Origin of the sequence: Pseudomonas sp. NMI760_13, assembly GCF_021283245.1 — a bacterium.
GTDB lineage: Bacteria > Pseudomonadota > Gammaproteobacteria > Pseudomonadales > Pseudomonadaceae > Aquipseudomonas > Aquipseudomonas peradeniyensis.
Map to the genome: position 1 here is coordinate 1 of NZ_JAJSRC010000052.1, position 18,327 is coordinate 18,327.

General features: G+C 64.7%; 15 protein-coding genes. 4 read left to right on the forward strand and 11 right to left on the reverse strand.

The window, feature by feature from the left end:
* Nucleotides 1-214: 214 nt before the first annotated feature.
* The 10 genes from LU671_RS28570 to tssB form a co-directional block, all read right to left on the reverse strand.
* On the reverse strand, nucleotides 215-730 hold the full coding sequence (locus LU671_RS28570) for an Hcp family type VI secretion system effector (RefSeq protein ID WP_062574481.1): 516 nt from the start codon (nucleotides 728-730) through the stop codon (nucleotides 215-217).
* A 121-nt stretch (nucleotides 731-851) separates the two neighbouring features.
* Entirely contained in the window at nucleotides 852-1,643 is a 792-nt protein-coding gene (gene icmH / locus LU671_RS28575) for a type IVB secretion system protein IcmH/DotU (RefSeq protein ID WP_232857764.1), read from the reverse strand.
* Nucleotides 1,644-1,689: 46 nt separating this feature from the next.
* A complete protein-coding gene (gene tssK, locus LU671_RS28580; RefSeq protein ID WP_232857765.1) occupies nucleotides 1,690-3,027 on the reverse strand; it encodes a type VI secretion system baseplate subunit TssK in 1,338 nt (445 codons plus the stop codon).
* A 46-nt stretch (nucleotides 3,028-3,073) separates the two neighbouring features.
* Nucleotides 3,074-3,862: a type VI secretion system lipoprotein TssJ gene (tssJ, locus tag LU671_RS28585; RefSeq protein ID WP_232857766.1), complete on the reverse strand. Its 789-nt coding sequence runs from the start codon at nucleotides 3,860-3,862 to the stop codon at nucleotides 3,074-3,076.
* Nucleotides 3,859-4,440: an FHA domain-containing protein gene (locus LU671_RS28590; RefSeq protein ID WP_232857767.1), complete on the reverse strand. Its 582-nt coding sequence runs from the start codon at nucleotides 4,438-4,440 to the stop codon at nucleotides 3,859-3,861. The genes tssJ and LU671_RS28590 overlap by 4 nt, the downstream gene beginning before the upstream one ends.
* Complete coding sequence (gene tssG / locus LU671_RS28595; protein WP_232857768.1) at nucleotides 4,437-5,453, reverse strand: type VI secretion system baseplate subunit TssG; 1,017 nt, start codon at nucleotides 5,451-5,453, stop codon at nucleotides 4,437-4,439. The genes LU671_RS28590 and tssG overlap by 4 nt, the downstream gene beginning before the upstream one ends.
* Entirely contained in the window at nucleotides 5,417-7,183 is a 1,767-nt protein-coding gene (gene tssF, locus LU671_RS28600; RefSeq protein WP_232857769.1) for a type VI secretion system baseplate subunit TssF, read from the reverse strand. Before tssF ends, tssG begins: the two co-directional genes overlap by 37 nt.
* A 3-nt stretch (nucleotides 7,184-7,186) precedes the next feature.
* Nucleotides 7,187-7,585: a type VI secretion system baseplate subunit TssE gene (tssE, locus tag LU671_RS28605; RefSeq protein ID WP_203652113.1), complete on the reverse strand. Its 399-nt coding sequence runs from the start codon at nucleotides 7,583-7,585 to the stop codon at nucleotides 7,187-7,189.
* Nucleotides 7,582-9,072 (reverse strand): type VI secretion system contractile sheath large subunit, encoded by a 1,491-nt coding sequence (tssC, locus tag LU671_RS28610; RefSeq protein WP_232857770.1) that lies wholly within the window; start codon nucleotides 9,070-9,072, stop codon nucleotides 7,582-7,584. The genes tssE and tssC overlap by 4 nt, the downstream gene beginning before the upstream one ends.
* Nucleotides 9,073-9,122: 50 nt before the next feature.
* Nucleotides 9,123-9,626: a type VI secretion system contractile sheath small subunit gene (gene tssB / locus LU671_RS28615; protein ID WP_232857771.1), complete on the reverse strand. Its 504-nt coding sequence runs from the start codon at nucleotides 9,624-9,626 to the stop codon at nucleotides 9,123-9,125.
* A gap of 357 nt (nucleotides 9,627-9,983) precedes the next feature.
* Here tssB and vasI point away from each other — a divergent pair, with 357 nt between their 5' ends.
* From vasI to LU671_RS28635, 4 genes are all read left to right on the forward strand, one after another.
* On the forward strand, nucleotides 9,984-10,604 hold the full coding sequence (vasI, locus tag LU671_RS28620) for a type VI secretion system-associated protein VasI (protein WP_232857772.1): 621 nt from the start codon (nucleotides 9,984-9,986) through the stop codon (nucleotides 10,602-10,604).
* On the forward strand, nucleotides 10,592-12,049 hold the full coding sequence (gene tssA, locus LU671_RS28625) for a type VI secretion system protein TssA (protein WP_232857773.1): 1,458 nt from the start codon (nucleotides 10,592-10,594) through the stop codon (nucleotides 12,047-12,049). The genes vasI and tssA overlap by 13 nt, the downstream gene beginning before the upstream one ends.
* A 6-nt stretch (nucleotides 12,050-12,055) precedes the next feature.
* Nucleotides 12,056-15,646 carry a type VI secretion system membrane subunit TssM gene (gene tssM, locus LU671_RS28630; protein WP_232857774.1) on the forward strand — a complete coding sequence of 1,197 codons (3,591 nt, stop codon included), beginning with the start codon at nucleotides 12,056-12,058 and terminating at the stop codon, nucleotides 15,644-15,646.
* Between the two features lie 102 nt (nucleotides 15,647-15,748).
* Entirely contained in the window at nucleotides 15,749-16,513 is a 765-nt protein-coding gene (locus LU671_RS28635; RefSeq protein ID WP_203652125.1) for an SDR family oxidoreductase, read from the forward strand.
* A gap of 136 nt (nucleotides 16,514-16,649) precedes the next feature.
* Here the strand turns inward: LU671_RS28635 and nhaA are convergent, their stop codons facing one another.
* Nucleotides 16,650-17,852, reverse strand: coding sequence for a Na+/H+ antiporter NhaA (nhaA, locus tag LU671_RS28640; RefSeq protein ID WP_203652126.1), 1,203 nt, complete (start codon nucleotides 17,850-17,852; stop codon nucleotides 16,650-16,652).
* Between the last annotated feature and the right edge of the window lie 475 nt (nucleotides 17,853-18,327).

Below are 18,327 nucleotides of genomic sequence, written 5' to 3' on the forward strand. Positions count from 1 at the left end.
TTGTCTTCGTAGCTGACCAGTTCGAGCACCAGCCTGAACGGGGTGCTGAGGGCTTCGTCGAGGGTGAAGGAGACCACTTCGAACGGGTCCTGGCTGGCCAGGGGTTCGAAGCGGTAGCTCAGGTCGGATTGATTAGGCATGGAAAGTCCCTGTCCGCCTTCTGACGGTGGCTGAAGCCCGGGCAGGCGCGCCTGCCCGGAACCCTGCGGTCGGGTCAGACGACGGGCGCGCGCCAGTCGTCGGAGCCCGCGGTGCCCGCGACGGTGTGATCCCAGGTGATCTTGCGGTAGGCCAGGGACACCTCGATCAACTGCGTGAAGTCGGCGTTCTCCTTGTCCTGGGCATGGGGCATGACGGTGTTGATGTCGACGATGGTGGCGTCGGTGAGCTCGGTGGTGAAGAAGTGCTCCTGCTTGCCCTCCACCGAGGTGCGGTACCAGTTGACCGTGACCTTGGGCAGCATTTCACCGGACGCCAGGGCGTTGTACATCAGCGGGGTCGCCTTGTTCAGCGCACTGGTGAAGATGAACGGCTTGTGTACCCGCTGCCCGGTCGGCTGGCCGCTTTGCGGGTCGGTGGGCACGGTCACCTTGTGCTTGATTTCCTGCACCAGGATCTCGTCTTCATGGCCTTCGACAAACACGTTGCCGACGGAGTCGGAGGTGAAGGCGCCTGCGGTGAGCAGGCCTTGGGTCTTGCCTTCGATCTTGATGTAAGCGGGTGTTGGCATGGCAGATATCTCCTGCATCCATGTGGGTAAGCACGCACACGGGAAGTGGCGTGGCCATCGGACTCGATGGGCTTGTCAACGGGGCGCAGGCCCCGAAAATCCATTGCTTCGGGCGCGCCGCTCACGGCTGCAGCAGGGTGTTCAGCGCCTCGATCGCCTCGCGGGTGAGCAGGTCCAGGCGGTAGCGGTAGTAGCCGTACAGCCCGGCCAGGGCGATCGCCGAAACCACCAGCGGGCTCCACCAGGGCCATTCGCGGCGCAGGCGCACGTCTCGCGGGGCGACGTTGGCCAGCGGGTCGCCGAAGAGGTCCGGGGGCGGGCCGCGCAGTTCGAGGATGATTTCGCGCAGCTTGAGAATGAGGGCCCGCAGCGCCTCGTCGCCCTTGGGGTCGATGCCGTACTTGCCGCGCAGGCCCAGGCACAGGCACAGGTAGATGAACTCCAGGACGTCCTGGTAGCGCTTGGGCTCCTGCATCATGCGCGACAGCACGGTGAAGATCTTCTCGCCGCCCCAGGTCTCGTGGTGGAAGACACTGAGCAGGGGCTTCTGGCTCCACAGCGAGCTCTTGCCCCATGGCGTGGACATCACGGCCTCGTCGATATACAGGCACAGCGCGTAGGAGTGGGCCTGCAGCTGGGCCGGCTCGTAGTCGTACCGGCGCATCTCCTCGACGATGGCGTTGACCTGGTTGTAGACGGCGTTGTAGAGGAACGGGATATCCCGGTGGCTTTCCTGCTTGCGCAGGCGCATCACCAGGCCGAACAGGGGCATCGCCGCATCGATCATCTGGTTGCTGAAGGCTCCACGGAGCTGGAAGTCCGGGTCAGGTACGTAGTCCGGGTGGTCCATCGCGCTGGCGGGGGCCGGTATGGGTTGCTGTGCCTGGCTCCTATCGGCGAGCTCGGTTCGCATGTTGTCGTCTGATACAAGGTGTCGGTTGTTCGCAGCTTCCGTCATTTCATTCGCTCCGTATCGCCCAGAACTGCAACTGGAGCCCCGGGAACTCCCCCGCGACATGCAGGCCAAAGCCGTTGCTGTCCTTCATCGCGGCCCAGTTCGGGCTGCGCCGGTCGAGCTCGAAGTAGCTGAAGCCGGCATGGAACGGCAGCTCCCGCGGCGCCACGGGCATCGGTCGCAGCGCAATGCCGGGCAGTTGCAGCGGCACCAGGTCAGCCAGAGCCTCGAGGGAGGTGATCTTGGTTTTCTGCAGGAACGACTGCTGGAATGTCTCGGCGGGCAGGTCGGCATGCACCGCGAGGATGAAGGTTGCCTCGTCGATCAGGCGGCGATCGTCCAGGGTCACGGTCAGCACGCCGAATGGCTGCGCCACCAATGGCAGGGAAACGGCCCGCGGTTGCCGGACGATGCTCAGGGTACGGCGCAGTGCATCCTCCAGCGGCTTGAACGACTGGCGCAGGGCGTTGTGCCGGTAGGCTGGCGGCTCCGGCGGCAGGCGCTCGTCGTCGGTGAAGGTCAGCAGCTCGCCGCACGCCTGGCTCAGGCTCAGGTAGAGCTGTTCAGGGTGGGTATGGGGCTGACGGGCCAGGTGCTGGAAGCACGGCCACCAACGGTTCATGGCTTGCAGCAGATTGAAGTCGCGGATATCGGCCACCCCCGACTGGCCGGGCGAGCCGATACGCGCCGCGAGGTTGCGCGCGCGCTCGCGCAAGGTGTTGCTGACCTCGTCGAGAAACCGCTTGAGTGCCGGGGCCGCCTGAATCGAGACACAGGTGGGGTAGAAGTCGTCGTCCAGCAGCAGGCTGCCGTCGGGCCGGCGCTCGAGGATCCAGGCAAGGGGCAGCCGGGAGTAGGCGCTGTTGTCCTCGGTCTCGCGCATGAGTTGAAGGTTGGGGACCGCCAGGTCCACCTGCACCAGGTCGCCGTCGGCGCTGTGGGTGTCCTTGATCTCCAGGGGCTGGGCGCCGTAGCGGTAGTTGCCGCCGCTCTCGGGCCAGCTGACTTCGCGTCCCCCTTCGGTGCGCAATGGCAGGCACAGGAACACCTCGTTGCGTTGCGTGCCGTCGTCGATGATTTCCAGGGCGGGCGGCGGCGGCAGGTCGCCGGGAATGTCGAATACCGTGCCGTCCGGCATGATGCCGCGTGCCCGGGTGATGGCCACCTTGCCAAGGCTCAGGTACTCCTGGTTCAGCTGCAGTTCGCTGAAACCGTAGAACGCCGCATTCAGGCTGCTGACGCGCTGCTGGACCGCGGCGTCGCTGGCCCTGGCCTGTTGCTGGAAATGCTGTGGCTTGACGAACATGCCTTCGGGCCAGAGAACTGGATTGCGTGAGCTCATGGGCGCTCCAAATAAAGGGGGAGGGTGGCGACCTGCAGGCGGGGCATCAGCTTTCCTCCTGCAGCAGGATCTGCGTGCCATCGAGGGTCACGGCGAGCACGACCTGGCGGCCGCGTGGCGCGATGCGTATCACTTGTCGCCAGTCGGCGTTGGTGATGTCGTTGAACTTGGCGATCACGGCGATGAAGCGCGTGTCGGCGGCGATGGGCTCGAAGCGCACGAACTTGAACTGCCCCGGTGCCAGCAGGTAATCGTCGTCGCGGATGTAGGTGCTGCGCAGGGCCTTGGCGAGGTCCTGGTCGAGTTGCGCATACAGGCTGTTGCGCAGCAGCGAGTCGTCACGCAGTTGCAGGATCTTGATCGCGACGGGCGTGGCGATCGCAGGCGTCGCTTTCTGGCTGGGGGCGGCCACGTCGAACCGGACGTCCTTGGCGTCATAGCTGCCTGGGCCTTCATGCTCCGTGGGTGAATGGGCCGGTGCCTGTTGGTCATTCGGCTCTACGGGGGACATGGCTGGAAACAGCGCTTGAAGATGCTCCAGCAGACCGGCGACCTGCTCAGTCAACGCAAGCGGATCGCCTGCACGGAGGCTGACCGCATAAGGCGTGGGCTCCAGCGCTTCACCGGGTACCTTCGCATCGAGGCTGTGGGGGTTGGTGTTGATGGTTGGGCTGGCGTGCAGGCTGAAGGCGACCTCGGTGGGCTGGTCCGACAGCGCGCCCACCGGAATGGAAGGGTCCATCACCACCTGGCCGATCTTGCCGAGGGCCGTGCAGCCTGTGGCCGACCCGAGGGCAAGCAAAAGCGTGGCTACCCTCAGTGGATGGGACGTCATGGCTTCCCTCCGGCGATGAGTCGCTGCAGGGCGCTTGCCCCAGGCTGGGCCGGTTGCTGCGGTGCAGTCAGTGCGGCCAGTGGATCTGGGGCCTGCAGTCGATCGAACAGCGTGCAGATATCGACCGGGAGACTCGCTGTACGGGGCGCGGGATGCCAGGGGCTGGCCAACGAGCTGTCCAGCAGCGCTTCGAGGGCCTGCTGGCCAGGCTTGAGCAGGTCATCCAGGTCGCTGCGGATAAAGCTTTTATCGCTTGGCCCGGCTTGGTAGCGGGCGTGCAGCTGATAGGGGCCGACCTGCAGGCAGTCGCCGTCGCCCACGCGCACCGGCACGCCGGGGCCGGGAGGCAGCGGGCTGTCGTTGAGCAGGGTCTGGCCACAGAGGTCGATCACGCAGAAGCCGCCTTCCAGCCAGCGGATCGCACAATGGGCGGGGTGAATCCGCCGCTGGCGGTCCACCAACAACCAGTCGGCCTTGTGGCTGCCGATGATGCCGCCATCGCGGTCGAACAGATGGCCCGCGACGACGCCGTGGTGCAGGCGATCGAGATTGGCGATGCTGAGGGCGAGTCTGGTCATGCGCGCCCCCGTATCCGCACGACCGGGCTGACTTCACCCTTGCGGTCTTCGATGAAGCTGGTCCAGCCCAGGTGCGCACCCTGCTCGCGGTGCAGGCGGAACGGTGGCAGTTCACGTGGCTTCAGGCGCAGCTCGAGGTCATAGGCCAGGCCGTCGCGGAGCAGGAAGTCGATCAGTGCACGCAGTCGCTCGAAGTCGACGCCGCCGGGCAGCAGGCTGCGCAGGCGTGCCAGGTCGAGGTCGCCGATCAGCAAGGTGAACTTGCTGCTGCGGGTTCGCGTGCGGTCGCCGAGCATGAAGCTCTCGCCCAGTTGCCCGTTGCAGCGTCCCAGGCGCACCACCTGGCGGTGTGCGATGGTCACCGTGCGGGTCTCGAACTCGCGGATTTGCACCGACGGCAGATCGAAGCAGTGGGCAATGATCCCGGCGACCACACCGGGTGCCCGGCTGCGGCTGGCAATGACGCCGACGAAACTCAGCAGACGGCTCCAGGGCAGCGGCGTGTCGCCACGCAGGCGTTCGTCGCCGAGGCCGATCAGGGCGAAGGCGTAGCGCGAGAAGTCATCGCTCGCCCCGGTCTGGAAACGCACGTAGTAGCGGTATTTGCGCCAGATGCGGTGCAGCAGGCTGAGCAGGCAGTGGTTGAAGAAATCGAACAGCGCGGGGCGAACGCCAATGCCCTGGGCGTATTCGTAGGCCAGTTCGTCGAGGTAGTAGCTGGGCAGGGGCGAGTCGGTGCCGTGCAGCCCCAGGAAGGTGGTGCGCACGCGATAGCGCGACGGCGCCTCGGCGATCCGCTCGGCGGCCAGCACATCGGCCACCGGAAAACTCAGCCGCGGGTCGCTGGCAAGGTGCACGCGCTGGCGTGTGGCGGTGTCTGGCCAGCGCGGCTCGAGGTTGTCCCCGTGCAAGCCATGCAGACGCTCCAGCAGTTGGAAAAAGCTGTGCCGGTGGGCCTCGGCGAGCAGCGTTTCGGCTAGATCAGCGGTTGTCTGCCGGTCAGCAGTGGCCATGTGTAGTGCTCGTTGTTGGTGGTATTGATCACTTCCAGCTGGTGGAAGGAGTTGGTGCTCGCGTAGAGGGCGAAGAAGTGGGACAGCACGCAGCCGAACAGGTACAGGTCGCCTTCGCAGAGGAAGGCCTGCTGGTCGAGCCGCAGGCGGGTACGCAGGCCGCGAATGGGCAGGCCCTTGATCAACCAGTCCAGTGGTTCGGTGTGCGCCTCGCCGATGCCGTCCAGACGTTTGCGCGTGGCCCTGGCCTGCTGGATGTCGTGCAGGGCGGCGAAATCGTAGGCGCCGATCACCGCCTTGAGCGGGACGGCCGAGAGCAGCGACAGGTAGTTGAGCGAGAGGTTGGAGATGAGTGTCCACTGCAACTGGCCATCCAGCACCGGACGGTACGGGCGGGTCGGCAGGCAGATGTTGCGGTAGCGGATCAACGGCGCGGTGGCCTGGTTGATGACATCGATATCGCCCAGGCCCAGCGCCATCGGCAGGTCCCGATTGGTGCAGGTCAGCTCGATCGAGGCGGTTTCCATGTGGCCGATGAACTGGCTTTCGTCGCCCCGCACGAAGGCGATCTGGTGATCCAGCCCGTCACCGAGCAGCGATTGCTCGACCCGGCAGCGGTAGTACAGCGCGGTGCGTCCCTGCACATGCTCGATCTCGTGGGCGAACGACTCGAAAGGCTGGAATACCCGCAGTTGCTCGCCAGGGCTGCCATCGGCGCTGGTGCGGGTGCTGATCACCCGGTCGACGCTGAAGATCTCGTGGCTGTCGCGGCGCAGGCCGTGGGGTACCAGGCGATGCTGGTCAGCCGTTCCGGACAGGTCGATGGGCTCGGCGCCGTGCTCGAACAGATTGACGGCAGGGGCGCAGAACAGCCTGAAGTCATCGGGGCCGATCCGCGTAGAGCCGGGCAGTGGGCGCGCGAGGTGGAACTCGATGCGGATCGTGGAGCTGGCGTGCGCCGGCCAGACCCTGTCCAGGCCGGTCAGGTTGAAGAAGTGGAAGCGTTGCGGGAAGACCAGGTACTCCTGGAGGATCCGGTAGCCATCGAACACATTGCGCGGGTAGGGAAGCAACGCCTCGTCGGGGCTGAAGCCGGAGAAGCTCAGGTGGTTGGCCGGCAGGCGACGCACCTGGCCGTCGATGGTCACGCTGATGTGCTCGAGGTATTGCGCCAGCCACAGGTAAAGGGTCTGGGCGTTGCTGCGCTCGCCACCGAGGTGGAACTCCAGGCTGTCGCAGCCCAGCGTGTTCAGCGGGCGTTGCACCTGGGTCTCGAGCTGGAGGTGAATGACCGAGCTGTCGGGCGTCAGGGTCGCGCTCACCTCACCGAGCGTGAAGGGATAGAGCTTCACCTCGGTGCAGGTGCGGAACTCGCAATCCACGCCATCGACCGGCCGGGAAAACAGGCGTGAGCCTCTGGGAACGATCTGGGCCTGGCTGAGCGAAGCGTCCAGGGGCGAGAACTGAATGATCGTCGCGCTGGGCAGGGGGCGCAGGTAATTCGGCCAGAGCAGTTGCAGCATGCCATGGGTCAGTTCCGGCACCTCGTCCTCGAGTTTCAGGCGCAGCTTGGCGGTCAGGAAAGCGAGGCCTTCCAGCAGGCGCTCGACGCCGGGGTCGCCACTGTCCTTGCCCAGATAGCGGCTGAGCTGGGGATTGTCCCGCGCAAAGTCCTCCCCCAGTTCGCGCAGGTAGCGCAGTTCTTCGCCGAAGCGGTCCTTCAACGACATGGCCTACCTCACCTGGGTGTTGCGGTTGTGGCCGTTGACCAGCAGTTCGATCTGCAGCTGTTCGGCGTGGTTTTCCACCCGCACCTGGCAATCCAGGCGAAAGTGCAGTTCCAGCGGGTTGTCCGTGTCTGGCTGCCCCTGCAGGTTCAACACCTGGATCCTCGGCTCGTAGCGTCGGATCGTGCGCTGGATGTCCGAGCTCACCTGGCGCAGCAGGTCGCCGTTGCCCTGGTCATGGCCGTTGAAGTCGCGCAAGCCGAGGTCGGGGCAGCTCTGCGAGCAGCCCCGACGGGCGTTGAGCAGCGTCTCGAGGTGGCGTTTGATCCGCTCGACGGTGCGCCCGGTGCTTTCTCGGCGGCCAGCGGGAGCGTCGCTGGCCAGGCGGTCGAAGAGGCTGCTCATTGGGTGTCGAGCCGGCCGACCAGGGAGATCTCGAAGTTCGCCCCCATGTACTTGAAGTGCGGGCGCACCGCGAGCGAGACCTGGTACCAGCCCGGATCGCCCGCGACGTCGCTGACTTCGATCTGCGCGGCGCGCAGGGGGCGGCGACTGCGGATGTCGGCCGAGGGGTTCTCCTGGTCGGCGATGTACTGCTTGAGCCAGCGGCTGAGCTCGCCCTCGAGGTCGTTGCGCTCCTTCCAGCTGCCGATCTGCTCGCGTTGCAGCACCTTGATGTAGTGGGCGAGCCGGTTGACGATGAACAGGTAGGGCAACTGGGTGCCGAGCTTGTAGTTGGTCTGTGCCTGCAAGCCTTCGGATGTCTTGGGGAACTGCTTGGGTTTCTGCACCGAGTTGGCCGAGAAGAACGCGGCGTTGTCGCTGTCCTTGCGCATGGTCAGGGCGATGAAGCCCTCTTCGGCCAGCTCGAACTCCTTGCGATCGGAAACCAGCACCTCGGTCGGGATCTTTGCCTGCAACTCCCCGAGGGCCTCGTACAGGTGCACCGGCAGGTCGTCCACGGCGCCACCGGATTGTGGGCCGATGATGTTCGGGCACCAGCGATAACGGGCAAAGCTGTCGTTGATGCAGCTGGCCATCAGGAAGGCGGCGTTGCCCCACAGGTAGTTCTGGTGTCGAGCGTCGATGTTTTCGTCGTAGCTGAAGCTGCTGATGGGGTGTTCCTGGCGGTCATAGACCGAGCGCAACATGAAGCGCGGCAGCACCAGGCCGATATGGCGGGCATCTTCACTGTCGCGTAACGACCGCCACTTGGCGAAGCGTGGTCCTTCGAAGATGTCCTTGACCTCCTTGAGGTCGGGCAGGTCCTCGAAGCTGCTCAGGTTGAAAAACTCGGGAGCGGGGGCGGTGATGAAGGGGGCATGCGACATGGCGCCCACGGAGGCGACATAGCTCAGCAGCTTGATGTCAGGCGAGGAGGGGCCGAAGTTGTAGTTGCCGATCATGGCCGCCACGGGTTCACCGCCAAACTGTCCGTAACCTGCGGTGTAGACATGTTTGTAAAGCCCGCTGCAAGTGATGTCCGCGGCATTGTCGAAGTCATCGAGCAAGTCGCTCTTGCTGACATGCAGGACTTCCAGCTTGATGTTCTCGCGAAAGTCGGTACGGTCGACCAGAAGTTTCAGCCCGCGCCATGCGGACTCCAGCGCCTGGAACTCGGATTGATGAAGAATGGCATCCATTTGTTTGCCGAGAAGTCGGTCGACTTCGGCAATCATCTGGTCGACCCGGTGCTTGTTGACCAACTGGTCCGGGGTATCGTCCTTGAGCATTTCCGATATGAATGCAGCCACGCCTTGCCTGGCGATCTGGTATCCCTCCTGGCTGGGTACCAGCATGGTTTCGACCATGATCTGGTCGAGCAGTGTCGAGTTACCGATGGTTTCAGCCGTGGTATCGGCAGTGATTGTCGTGTTGTTTGTGGTGGACATCCGAGACGCTCCGTTGTCTATGTCATATGCCATCTGTCAGAAGTGCGTTTTCATTCCGCTGGCGGGGCTTCGACTACCAGGTCCAGCTCCTGCGCGAGTTGCTTGCGTGCCTGCTGGTCCGTCAGCAGATGCTGCAGGTGCCGGCGAAATGCCGGGACATTGCCCAGCGGGCCTTTCAGGGCGACCAGGGCCTCGCGCAGCGCCAGCAGCTTGTTCAGCTCCGGCACCTGGCGAGCGATCTGGTCGGGGCCGAAGTCGTTGATCGTCCTGAACTGCAGCTCGACCGCCAGCTCGGCGTTGGCGACAGGGTTGAGTGCCGAAGGGACCGAGAGGCTCAGCTTGACGTCGGCATCCTTGAGCACGCTGTCGAAGCTGTGCTTGTCGATGCGCATGGGCGTGCGGTCCTCCAGGTTGCGGTTGTCGACCAGGCCGAAGTCACCCAGCACCAGCATCTTGTGCGGCAGTTCAACCTCGGCCTGTTGATCCCCCGTGGCGGGTACATACTTGATGTTGATGCGCTCTTTGGGCGCAACGGAACTTGAGTTTCTGGACATGATGTAAGTTTATTCCTGATGCTGAAATTTGTGGGGTGTTGTGCTTGTGGGAAGTTTTTTAGAATTTTGTAGGAGGGGTCCTACATATTTGTTTTTATATACACGTTAATGTTTTGGTGCTGTAAATTGCCCTTAGACGATGCTGAAATGAAGTAATCAAAGTCGAGTCTAAAAATGTAAGAAAATATTTGATTGTTTGTGGTGGTGAGGTTGTTCTAGGCTTGCGTCAAGTCTGTTTTTTAGCGATGGCTAATTGTCTTTTTTCTATTGCTTTGCATGTTCCCAATAAGAAGTTGCATCGAGCCGTGAGGTCTAATTCTGGTGTGCAATCCATATAGTTGCGTGCTTGGTCTGGCATTGTTCGCGCTGCTGGAACCGACCTTTGCAGCCCCTGTGCGGGACTGCACGGGGATTGTTTCCAATGTCGAGCGCCTGGCGTGTTTCGATGAGGCGGCGGGAACGCCGGCGCGCGTGCCGACGATCGGCAAGGGATGGTCGGCCCCGGAGCTCGATGCCCCGAGCGTGGCTCGGGTCATGGCCAACGAGACCCGACGAGCGCCCGACAATCTGGCATTCATCCTGGGGGCCGAGGACGACAAGCGGACAGGGCGGCGGCAGGTCGTGATCTCCGCACCGGCTATCGCGACCTCCGAGCCGCGCCCCTATCTCGCCGTCAGCTGTGTACAGAACATCTCCAGGCTGCAGTTGCTCACCGCCGAACCCGTCCAGGGCAATCGGGTGACCTTGCAACTGCGTACGGAGCATCGGTCGACCCGCTCGCTGGCCTGGCAGGTACTGGAAAACGGCCAGGTGCTGGATGCCGGGCGCGGCTTGCCCGCCATCGAGCAGATCAAGGTACTGCAGGGTGCCCAGCGCATCCTTGTGGTCAGTGATCATCCGGCCCTCGATGGCTTGCGTTTCGATGCGCAGGGGTTGGACCCGTTGATTGACCAGGCGCGCACAGCATGTCGCTGGTAGCGCCGGTGTCGACCGAGGAGGTCGCCAGGTTGCTGGCGCCCGTCGACCCGCTCGCGCCAGCGGGTTATTTCGATATCGAGGACGAAACCTACCAGGCGATCGATCAGGAGATGGTCAAGCTGGGAGGGCTGCATGAAGCCGCCATCGATTGGCCCTACATCGAGGAAGCCTCCCGTCACTACCTGAGCGGCCAGTGCAAGCACTTGCGTATCGTCGGGCACCTCAGTGTCGCCTGGCTGCGCACGGGATGCTGGGAGCGCTGGTGTTGCACGCTGACGTTGCTGGCAGGCATGGTCGAGCACTATTGGGAAAGCGCCCATCCCAAGCCAGGCCCCAAGGGCTTCCTGGGCAAGCGCAAGCTGGTCGGGCTGCTGCTCGGGCGCCTGTCGGCGGCGCTGCCCGGCCTCGACCGCTTCAGTTACACCCCGGCCTGCAAGCAGGCCGCCCAGCAGGCATTGGCCTGCCTGCAACAGCAGGCACCCCTGGCGCAGCTCGATCCTGCCGCGCTGGGCGAGCTGGAGCGCGCGCTGCTCAAGCAGGCCGAGCAGGCGATGGGGACTGCGCAACCCAGTCGCAAGGAATCCTCGCCACCCCAGGCGCCCGTCGCACCACTGACCGATGTGTTTCGACCTGCCAGTACCACTCTCTCCCTGGGGAACGAACGTGAGACCCGTCGTGCGGTACTGGGTATGGCCGAGTTCATCAACCAGCAGGATATCTACGATCCGACGGGCTACCAGCTGAGGCGCTTCGGCCTGTGGGCGCATATCCAGACACTGCCCTCCACGCGTCAGGGGCTTCGCACCGAGTTGATGGCGGTGCCGGCCGACATTGTCGGCGGGTACGAGGACGCGCTGTCTGCTTCGGCGATCGACCCGACCCTGCTGATGAAAGTCGAGCGAAGTGTCGCGGCCGCCCCTTACTGGATTCGCGGCAGCTATCTGGCGGCGGGCATCGCCACGCGCCTGGCAATGAACGAAGTCGCCGAGGCCATTCGCTGTGCCACCGCCAGGTTTGTGCGACGCCTGCCGGCGCTTGAGCAATTGTGCTTCAGCGATGGCACCGCGTTTGTCGATGACCAGTGCCTGGCCTGGCTCAGGGGCAGCCAGGCAACGCTGGCAGGGGATGGCGCCACTCAGGCGTTCATCGGCCTGCGCGAGGAGCTGGCCAGCCAGCTCGAGGTCGAGGGCGTGGAACCGGTGTTGTTGAAGCTGCAAGGGCTGCAAGCGGACTACCGCTCACCACGCGAGCGTTGCCATAGCACGGTGATCGCCGCCGACCTGCTGGCCTCACGGGGCGTGTCCTGGCTCGCCCAGGAGCTGTGCGCGAATGTCGCTCGCACCATGCGTGGCATGACTGCCGAGGCGTGGGAGCCCGAGGTCTACCAGCAGCTGCAGCAGTTCACCGCGACATCAGGATTGAACGATCAGAACAGGGAGTCTTGAACCGCCATGAGCAAACTCTGGGCGCTTTTCAAACGTTGGGGCCTGCCGCTGGCGTCCCGAATCAATCTGGCCATGCCGCTGTTGCTGGGGCTTGGGGCGGTGTTGCTGCTGGTGCTGATCTGGTGGCTCGGGCCGCAATGGCAGTGGCACGGGCAGCAGCCACTGGCCAGCCTGGCGCATCGCAGCGTCGCCACACTGCTGCTGGTGTTGTTGCCATTGCTGATCTGGCTGTTCGTGCTGCGTGCGCGCTTTCGCCGGCTGCAGGCCGAACGCCAGCGGGATATCGAGGCGAGCGCCGATCCAATACTGCCTGTGCTCCTGGCCCAGCAGCGTGCCCTCGATGCGGGGTTGGCAAGCTACCTGGAGCATGCCGGCGGGTATGGTGCGCTGTATCGGTTGCCCTGGTATCTGCTGCTGGGCGACGAGGGCGCGGGCAAGACCAGCCTGATGGAGCGCTCGGACCAGCGCTTTTCCCTGACGCGGATCGGCAAGGTCCAGGCACACGGGCGCCAGGACGAGGCGTTGGCCTATCCCGTGGACTGGTGGATCAGCGACGATGCGGTGGTCATCGATCCGCCGGGGGCGCTCATGACCCGGCAGGCCCCGGATGGCAACCTGCCCGACACGCTCGACAAGGCCAGGCCGGTACTGCCGGCTGGCACCCAGGCGCGGCTATGGATGCACCTGCTGGGTTGGCTGGCCCGCACGCGCAGTCGTAACGCCCTCAATGGCGTCGTGCTGGTCGTCGATCTTGCCGCCTTGCAGCTGGCCACGCCGCAGCAGCGCATGGCCTTGGCGCAGGTGCTGCGGGCTCGCCTGCATGAGGTAAGCAACCAGTTGGGTGCGCGTTTGCCTGTGTATGTGGTGCTGAGCAAGTTCGATTTGCTGGATGGGTTCGAGCAGTTGTTTGCGCGCCTGACGCAAGCCGAGCGAGAGCGGTTGCTCGGGTTCACCTTCAGGCTGGATGCCGTCAGCGCGTTCGATGCCTGGCTGGATGAACTGGCCGAGCAATACGACTGGCTGGTCAGGCGGACCGAGGAGCAGGTGCTCAACGACCTGGGCGTACTGGGCAAGACCGACCTGCGTGAACGGCTGGTGTCATTGCAGGGCCAGCTACTTGGCCTGCGTCCGATACTGCTGGCGTTCCTGCGCGAGATGCTGGTAAGTGATCGCTTCACCACGCCGGCACTGGTGCGGGGCCTGTATCTGTCCTCGATGCTTCAGCAGGGCCAGGTGCTCAACGCCTTCCAACGCAATGTGGCCCATCCCTTCAAGGCCGATGCGCCGGTCAGCGAGGGCAAGCCCCAGGGCAGGCAACAGGCGTACTTTGCCCAACGCCTGTTCCAGCAGGTGGTGTATCCGGAGGCCGGGCTGGCCGGCGACAACATCAGGGTGGCGCTAGGCAAGCGACGCCTGCTGTGGGCCGGCTCGGGGGTCGGGGCATTGGCGCTGGTCGTCATGGGCAGTGCCTGGCAGCGCTACTACGAGGCCAACAGCGACAAGGTGGCCAGCGTCCTGGACATGAGTCGGGCATTTGGCAGCCATGAACTGGATCAGCGGCTGGACCCTACCGGGCGCAACCTGCTGGCGCCACTGGAGCAGATTCGCGAGGCAGTGGCCGTGTTCGGCGACTATCGATCGGCCTGGCCGGTGGTGGCGGACCTGGGGCTCTACCAGGGGCGCCTGCTGGGGCCGCGGGTCGATGAGGCCTACCTGAGCCTGTTGTCCAGGCGCTTCCTGCCGGCCGTTGCCAGCGGAGTGATCGATGCCATGGATGCCGCTCCTGTGGGCAGCGAGCAGCAGATGGCCGCGCTCAGGGTGTACCGGATGATCGAGGACCGCCACAACCGTCGGCCGCAATGGGTCGAGCAGTGGATGGCCCGGCAATGGCAGGCAGCCTTTCCTGGCCAGGGGCAACTGCAGCAGGCCCTCATGCGTCACCTGCAATACGCCCTGGCCTATGCCGATACCGAGCTGCCACAGTTCCGCCAGCGGCTTGACCAGGCCCAGCAAGGCCTGCGTGAGGTGCCACTGGCGCAGCGGGTGTATGTCAGCCTGAAGCAGCAGGCCCAGGAGCAGTTGCACAATGGCCTGGACCTGCGCCACGAGGTCGGGCCTGCCTTCGATTCGGTGTTCCAGCTCAGGTCCGGCGATGCCCAGGTGCCCGCTGACCTGTTCCTGGCGCCCATGCTGACTGTCAAGGGCTTCAGCGAATACTTCATGCCCCGCAGCGCGCAGGTCACCGACCTGGCAATGGTCGATCAGTGGGCGCTGGGCGAGCGCCGCCAGTTGGACTATTCACCGGCTGATCGCGAAGTACTGATCGAGGGTATCCACAACCTCTACAGTGCGGACTATATCGACAGCTGGCGGCGAGCCCTGAACGCACTCGCGATTGCCCGTTTCCGCGACCTGGAGCACGGGGTCTCGGTACTGGGGCAATTGACCGGGCCGGCAGAGCCGTTGCGTCGACTGCTGGAGAGCGTGCGCGCCAATACGGCAATGCCCACACTGGCGGACAACGCAGAGGCCCCGAATCTGGCGGTGCAGGCGGCCGACCAGCATCTGGTTGGTGTTCGCCGGGCCTTCTTGGGCTTGAACGACATGCTGCAGGCCAAAGGCGACAGGCCCAGCTATTACGATGAAACCTTGAGCGCGATTGCCGCCGTCCACGACCAGGCGAGAGGGGTACAGGACAGCCCCGACAGGGGCAAGGCCGCTCTGCAGGCGGTGCTGCAGCGTTTTTCGATGAGCGGCGCGGACCCGATTGCCACCTTGCAGCGGGTTGCGACAGGGCTGCCAGAGCCGGTCGGACAGCAGGTGAGGGCCGTCGCGGACCAGACGGCGCAAGTGCTGGTCGTAGAGGCGCTGCGCGAGCTCGAGCGGCGCTGGGATGCCGACGTCTACAGCTTCTTCCAGCAGCGGCTGGCAGGACGATATCCCTTTGTGGCCGGAGGACCTGATGCCGCCCTCGATGATTTCGAGGCGTTCTTCGGGCCCAAGGGGCGCCTGCAGCAGTTCCAGGACCGGCACCTGAACGCATTCATCAAGGACAACCTCGACGCGCTGTACGCCGAGAACCAGGATGGCTACCTGATTCGCAACGAAGTCATCGACCAACTCGCCCTGGCAGACCGTATTCGCGAAACGTTCTTTGACCCGCGCGGCAACCTCGGCGTGCAGTTCAGCATCGAGCCCCTGGGGCTCAGCGCCAATCAGAGCACCAGCTTGCTGGACCTCGATGGTCAACTGGTCTCCTACACCCACGGCCCCAGCCAGATCACCGGTGTGATCTGGCCCAACACGCTTGGCCAGCAGGTACGCAGCAACCTCACCCTGCTCAGGCTCAATGGCAACAGCAGCAGCCTGGAATACCGGGGCCCCTGGTCGATGTTCCGCCTGCTCAGCCGTGGCGCCCTGAATGGCCGCAGCGCCACCGCGGTGGACCTGAGCTTCAAGACCGGTGACGGTGTGATGCGCTATCGGCTCAGTTCGGAGAAAGCCTTCAACCCGATCACCCAGCAGCCGTTCAAGGGCTTCAAGTTGCCGCGTACCTTGCTGCAGCAACCTATCGCAGATGCACCGCAGGCCATATGAGCCAAGGTTGATAGTGCACAAGAAACGGAGAGCTTCCCGGCACCACGCCACCCGATAGTACCCCGCGCACCCTGCACCCAACTTCAGGACGAGGTACTTATCATGCAACTGGCAGGCAAAGTGGCAATCATCACCGGCGCCAGCTCCGGTATCGGCCGAGCTGCGGCGACATTGTTCGCCCGGCACGGCGCCAACCTTGTGCTCACGGCTCGGCGCGAGGTCGAGCTTGAGCAGTTGACGGCGGACATCGCGGCGGCAGGGCAAGGCCAGGCCGTTGCCGTGGCCGGCGACATCACCGATACGGCATTGGTCAGGGAACTGGTGGACGTGGCGGTGGCGCGCTTCGGTGGCCTGGACATTGCCTTCAACAATGCCGGTACCCTCGGTGAACTGGCTGCCGTTCCCGAATTGTCCCTGGAGGGCTGGCAACACACCCTGCACACCAATCTCACCAGCGCCTTCCTCTGCGCCCAGGCGCAGATTCCGGCGTTGCTGGCCCGTGGCGGCGGCTCGCTGATTTTCACCTCGACCTTTGTCGGCCACAGCGTGGGCATGCCGGGCATGGCCGCCTATGCGGCGAGCAAGGCCGGGCTGGTCGGGCTGGTCCAGGTCATTGCGGCGGAGCAGGGCAGTCGCGGCATACGCGCCAACGCGTTGCTGCCCGGCGGTACCGATACGCCCATGGGCCGCAGTGCGATGAACAGCCCCGAGGCCAGGGCCCATGTCGAAGGGTTGCATGCCCTCAAGCGCCTGGCCCGACCCCAGGAAATCGCCGAGGCGGCGTTGTTTTTGGCGTCGCAGGCATCGAGTTTCATGACCGGGACGGCCATGGTGGTGGATGGCGGGGTGTCGGTGGTGCGGGGGTGAGGTGGGCTGCAGGTTCCGCGTGGCGCTGTAGAAACGATCGCGGGGCAAGCCCGCTCCCACGCAAGTCCAGTTACTACACGCAAGTTCAGTTACCCGTAGATTGAACGGGGCTGCCAGGCAGCCCCGAGTGCTTGTATCAATCCGCCGGCTTGGGCGCGAAACGCAGGATCAGGCAGGCGATCACCGCCGACAGCAGCGAGCCCAGCAGGATGCCGATCTTGGCCGCGTCGATCTTCTCGGTCTGGCCGGGGAAGGCCAGCTCGCCGATGAACAGGCTCATGGTGAAGCCGATGCCGCACAGCATTGCCACGCCGTAGATCTGCAGCCAGCTGGCGCCATGGGGCTTGCTGGCCAGGCCGGTCTTGACCGCCAGCAGCACGCCGCCGAACACGCCGAGCTGCTTGCCCAGCAGCAGGCCCAGGGCAATGGCCAGTGGCAGCGGGGCGAAGATGTCGCTCAGGCCCAGGTCGCCGAACGAGACGCCGGCGTTGGCGAAGCCGAAGGCCGGCACGATGAGGAAGCCGACCCAGGGCGCCAGGCCATGTTCCAGCTTGAGCAGCGGGCTGGCTTCGCGGGCCTCGCTGTCGCCGGTGCTGTAGGGGATCAGCAGGGCACCGACCACGCCGGCGATGGTGGCGTGCACGCCCGACAGCAGGGTCACGTACCACAGCGCGGCCACGCCGATCAGGTAGGGCCACAGGCTGACCACACGCAGGCGATTGCACGCCAGCAGCACGGCGACGATGCCGGCGGCGCCGGCCAGGGCCAGCAGGTTCAGCGACGAGGTGTAGAACACGGCGATGATCGCCACCGCGCCCATGTCGTCGATGATCGCCACCGACACCAGCATCACCTTGAGCGACAGCGGCGCGTGCCGGCCGAGCAGGGCCAGGGCGCCGACGGCGAAGGCGATGTCGGTGGCGGCCGGGATCGCCCAGCCGTCGGCCAGGCCCGGCTCGCCACGGGACACCGCCAGGTAGATGAGCGCCGGCACGGCCATGCCCATCAGTGCCGGCAGGGCCGGCAGGCGACGCTGCTCCCAACTGGCCAGGCGACCGTCGACCAGCTCGCGCTTGATCTCCAGGCCCACCAGCAGGAAGAAGATCGCCATCAGGCCATCGTTGATCCACATGTGCACGGTCATCGGGCCGAGCTTGTCGGTCAGCACCGGGCCGACGGGCAGGTGCAGCAGGTGCTGGTAGGCACTGGCCCAGGGGCTGTTGGCGATGACGATGGCCAGCGCGGCGGTGAACATCAGCAAGACGCCGCCGGCCGCCTCGGTGGCCAGCAGGTGCCGCAGCATCGAGCGCGGCTTGACGGGTGGAAGGGGTGCGGTCATGTAACGCTCCTCGTTCATGGCATCACCCTCGCGGTGGCAGTGGCGCGGCGGGCAACGGGCACGGCGGGACGCTGGCTCCGGACAAGACGGGCCACTGCGGCGAAGGGCGAGAAGAAGGATGGGGAATGCGGCGCAACAACCCACGCCGTGAAGACACGGGGCAGGAAGGGCCATGGGGAATGGAGGCATGCGTGCAACATGGACAAATCTCACGGAAAACAAATGAATGTTCTCCGTATTCGGGAAGGCTCCCGGGCGCACGCAGCACACGCCAGGCGGCCATTCTAACGGTACGGGCGCAGGTGTGTGTTGCATTTTTGCATCGAAATGTTGCCAAGCGAAGGTATCGCTTCGTGGCAGCGTGTTCGACGACAGAGTTGCGGCGCCTATCAGATCGAGCGCCGCCCGCGCGGCGCATCGCGACGCAAGGCCGCTCCTACATCTGTTTCGGGCCAGTCAATCCTGTGCCATTACC

Coding starts and splice junctions, on each gene's coding strand:
- LU671_RS28570 (WP_062574481.1), bottom strand. CDS start 730: ATGCCAACACCCGCTTACATCAAGATCGAAGGCAAGACCCAAGGCCTG.
- icmH (WP_232857764.1), bottom strand. CDS start 1,643: ATGCGAACCGAGCTCGCCGATAGGAGCCAGGCACAGCAACCCATACCG.
- tssK (WP_232857765.1), bottom strand. CDS start 3,027: ATGAGCTCACGCAATCCAGTTCTCTGGCCCGAAGGCATGTTCGTCAAG.
- tssJ (WP_232857766.1), bottom strand. CDS start 3,862: ATGACGTCCCATCCACTGAGGGTAGCCACGCTTTTGCTTGCCCTCGGG.
- LU671_RS28590 (WP_232857767.1), bottom strand. CDS start 4,440: ATGACCAGACTCGCCCTCAGCATCGCCAATCTCGATCGCCTGCACCAC.
- tssG (WP_232857768.1), bottom strand. CDS start 5,453: ATGGCCACTGCTGACCGGCAGACAACCGCTGATCTAGCCGAAACGCTG.
- tssF (WP_232857769.1), bottom strand. CDS start 7,183: ATGTCGTTGAAGGACCGCTTCGGCGAAGAACTGCGCTACCTGCGCGAA.
- tssE (WP_203652113.1), bottom strand. CDS start 7,585: ATGAGCAGCCTCTTCGACCGCCTGGCCAGCGACGCTCCCGCTGGCCGC.
- tssC (WP_232857770.1), bottom strand. CDS start 9,072: ATGTCCACCACAAACAACACGACAATCACTGCCGATACCACGGCTGAA.
- tssB (WP_232857771.1), bottom strand. CDS start 9,626: ATGTCCAGAAACTCAAGTTCCGTTGCGCCCAAAGAGCGCATCAACATC.
- tssA (WP_232857773.1), top strand. CDS start 10,592: ATGTCGCTGGTAGCGCCGGTGTCGACCGAGGAGGTCGCCAGGTTGCTG.
- tssM (WP_232857774.1), top strand. CDS start 12,056: ATGAGCAAACTCTGGGCGCTTTTCAAACGTTGGGGCCTGCCGCTGGCG.
- LU671_RS28635 (WP_203652125.1), top strand. CDS start 15,749: ATGCAACTGGCAGGCAAAGTGGCAATCATCACCGGCGCCAGCTCCGGT.
- nhaA (WP_203652126.1), bottom strand. CDS start 17,852: ATGACCGCACCCCTTCCACCCGTCAAGCCGCGCTCGATGCTGCGGCAC.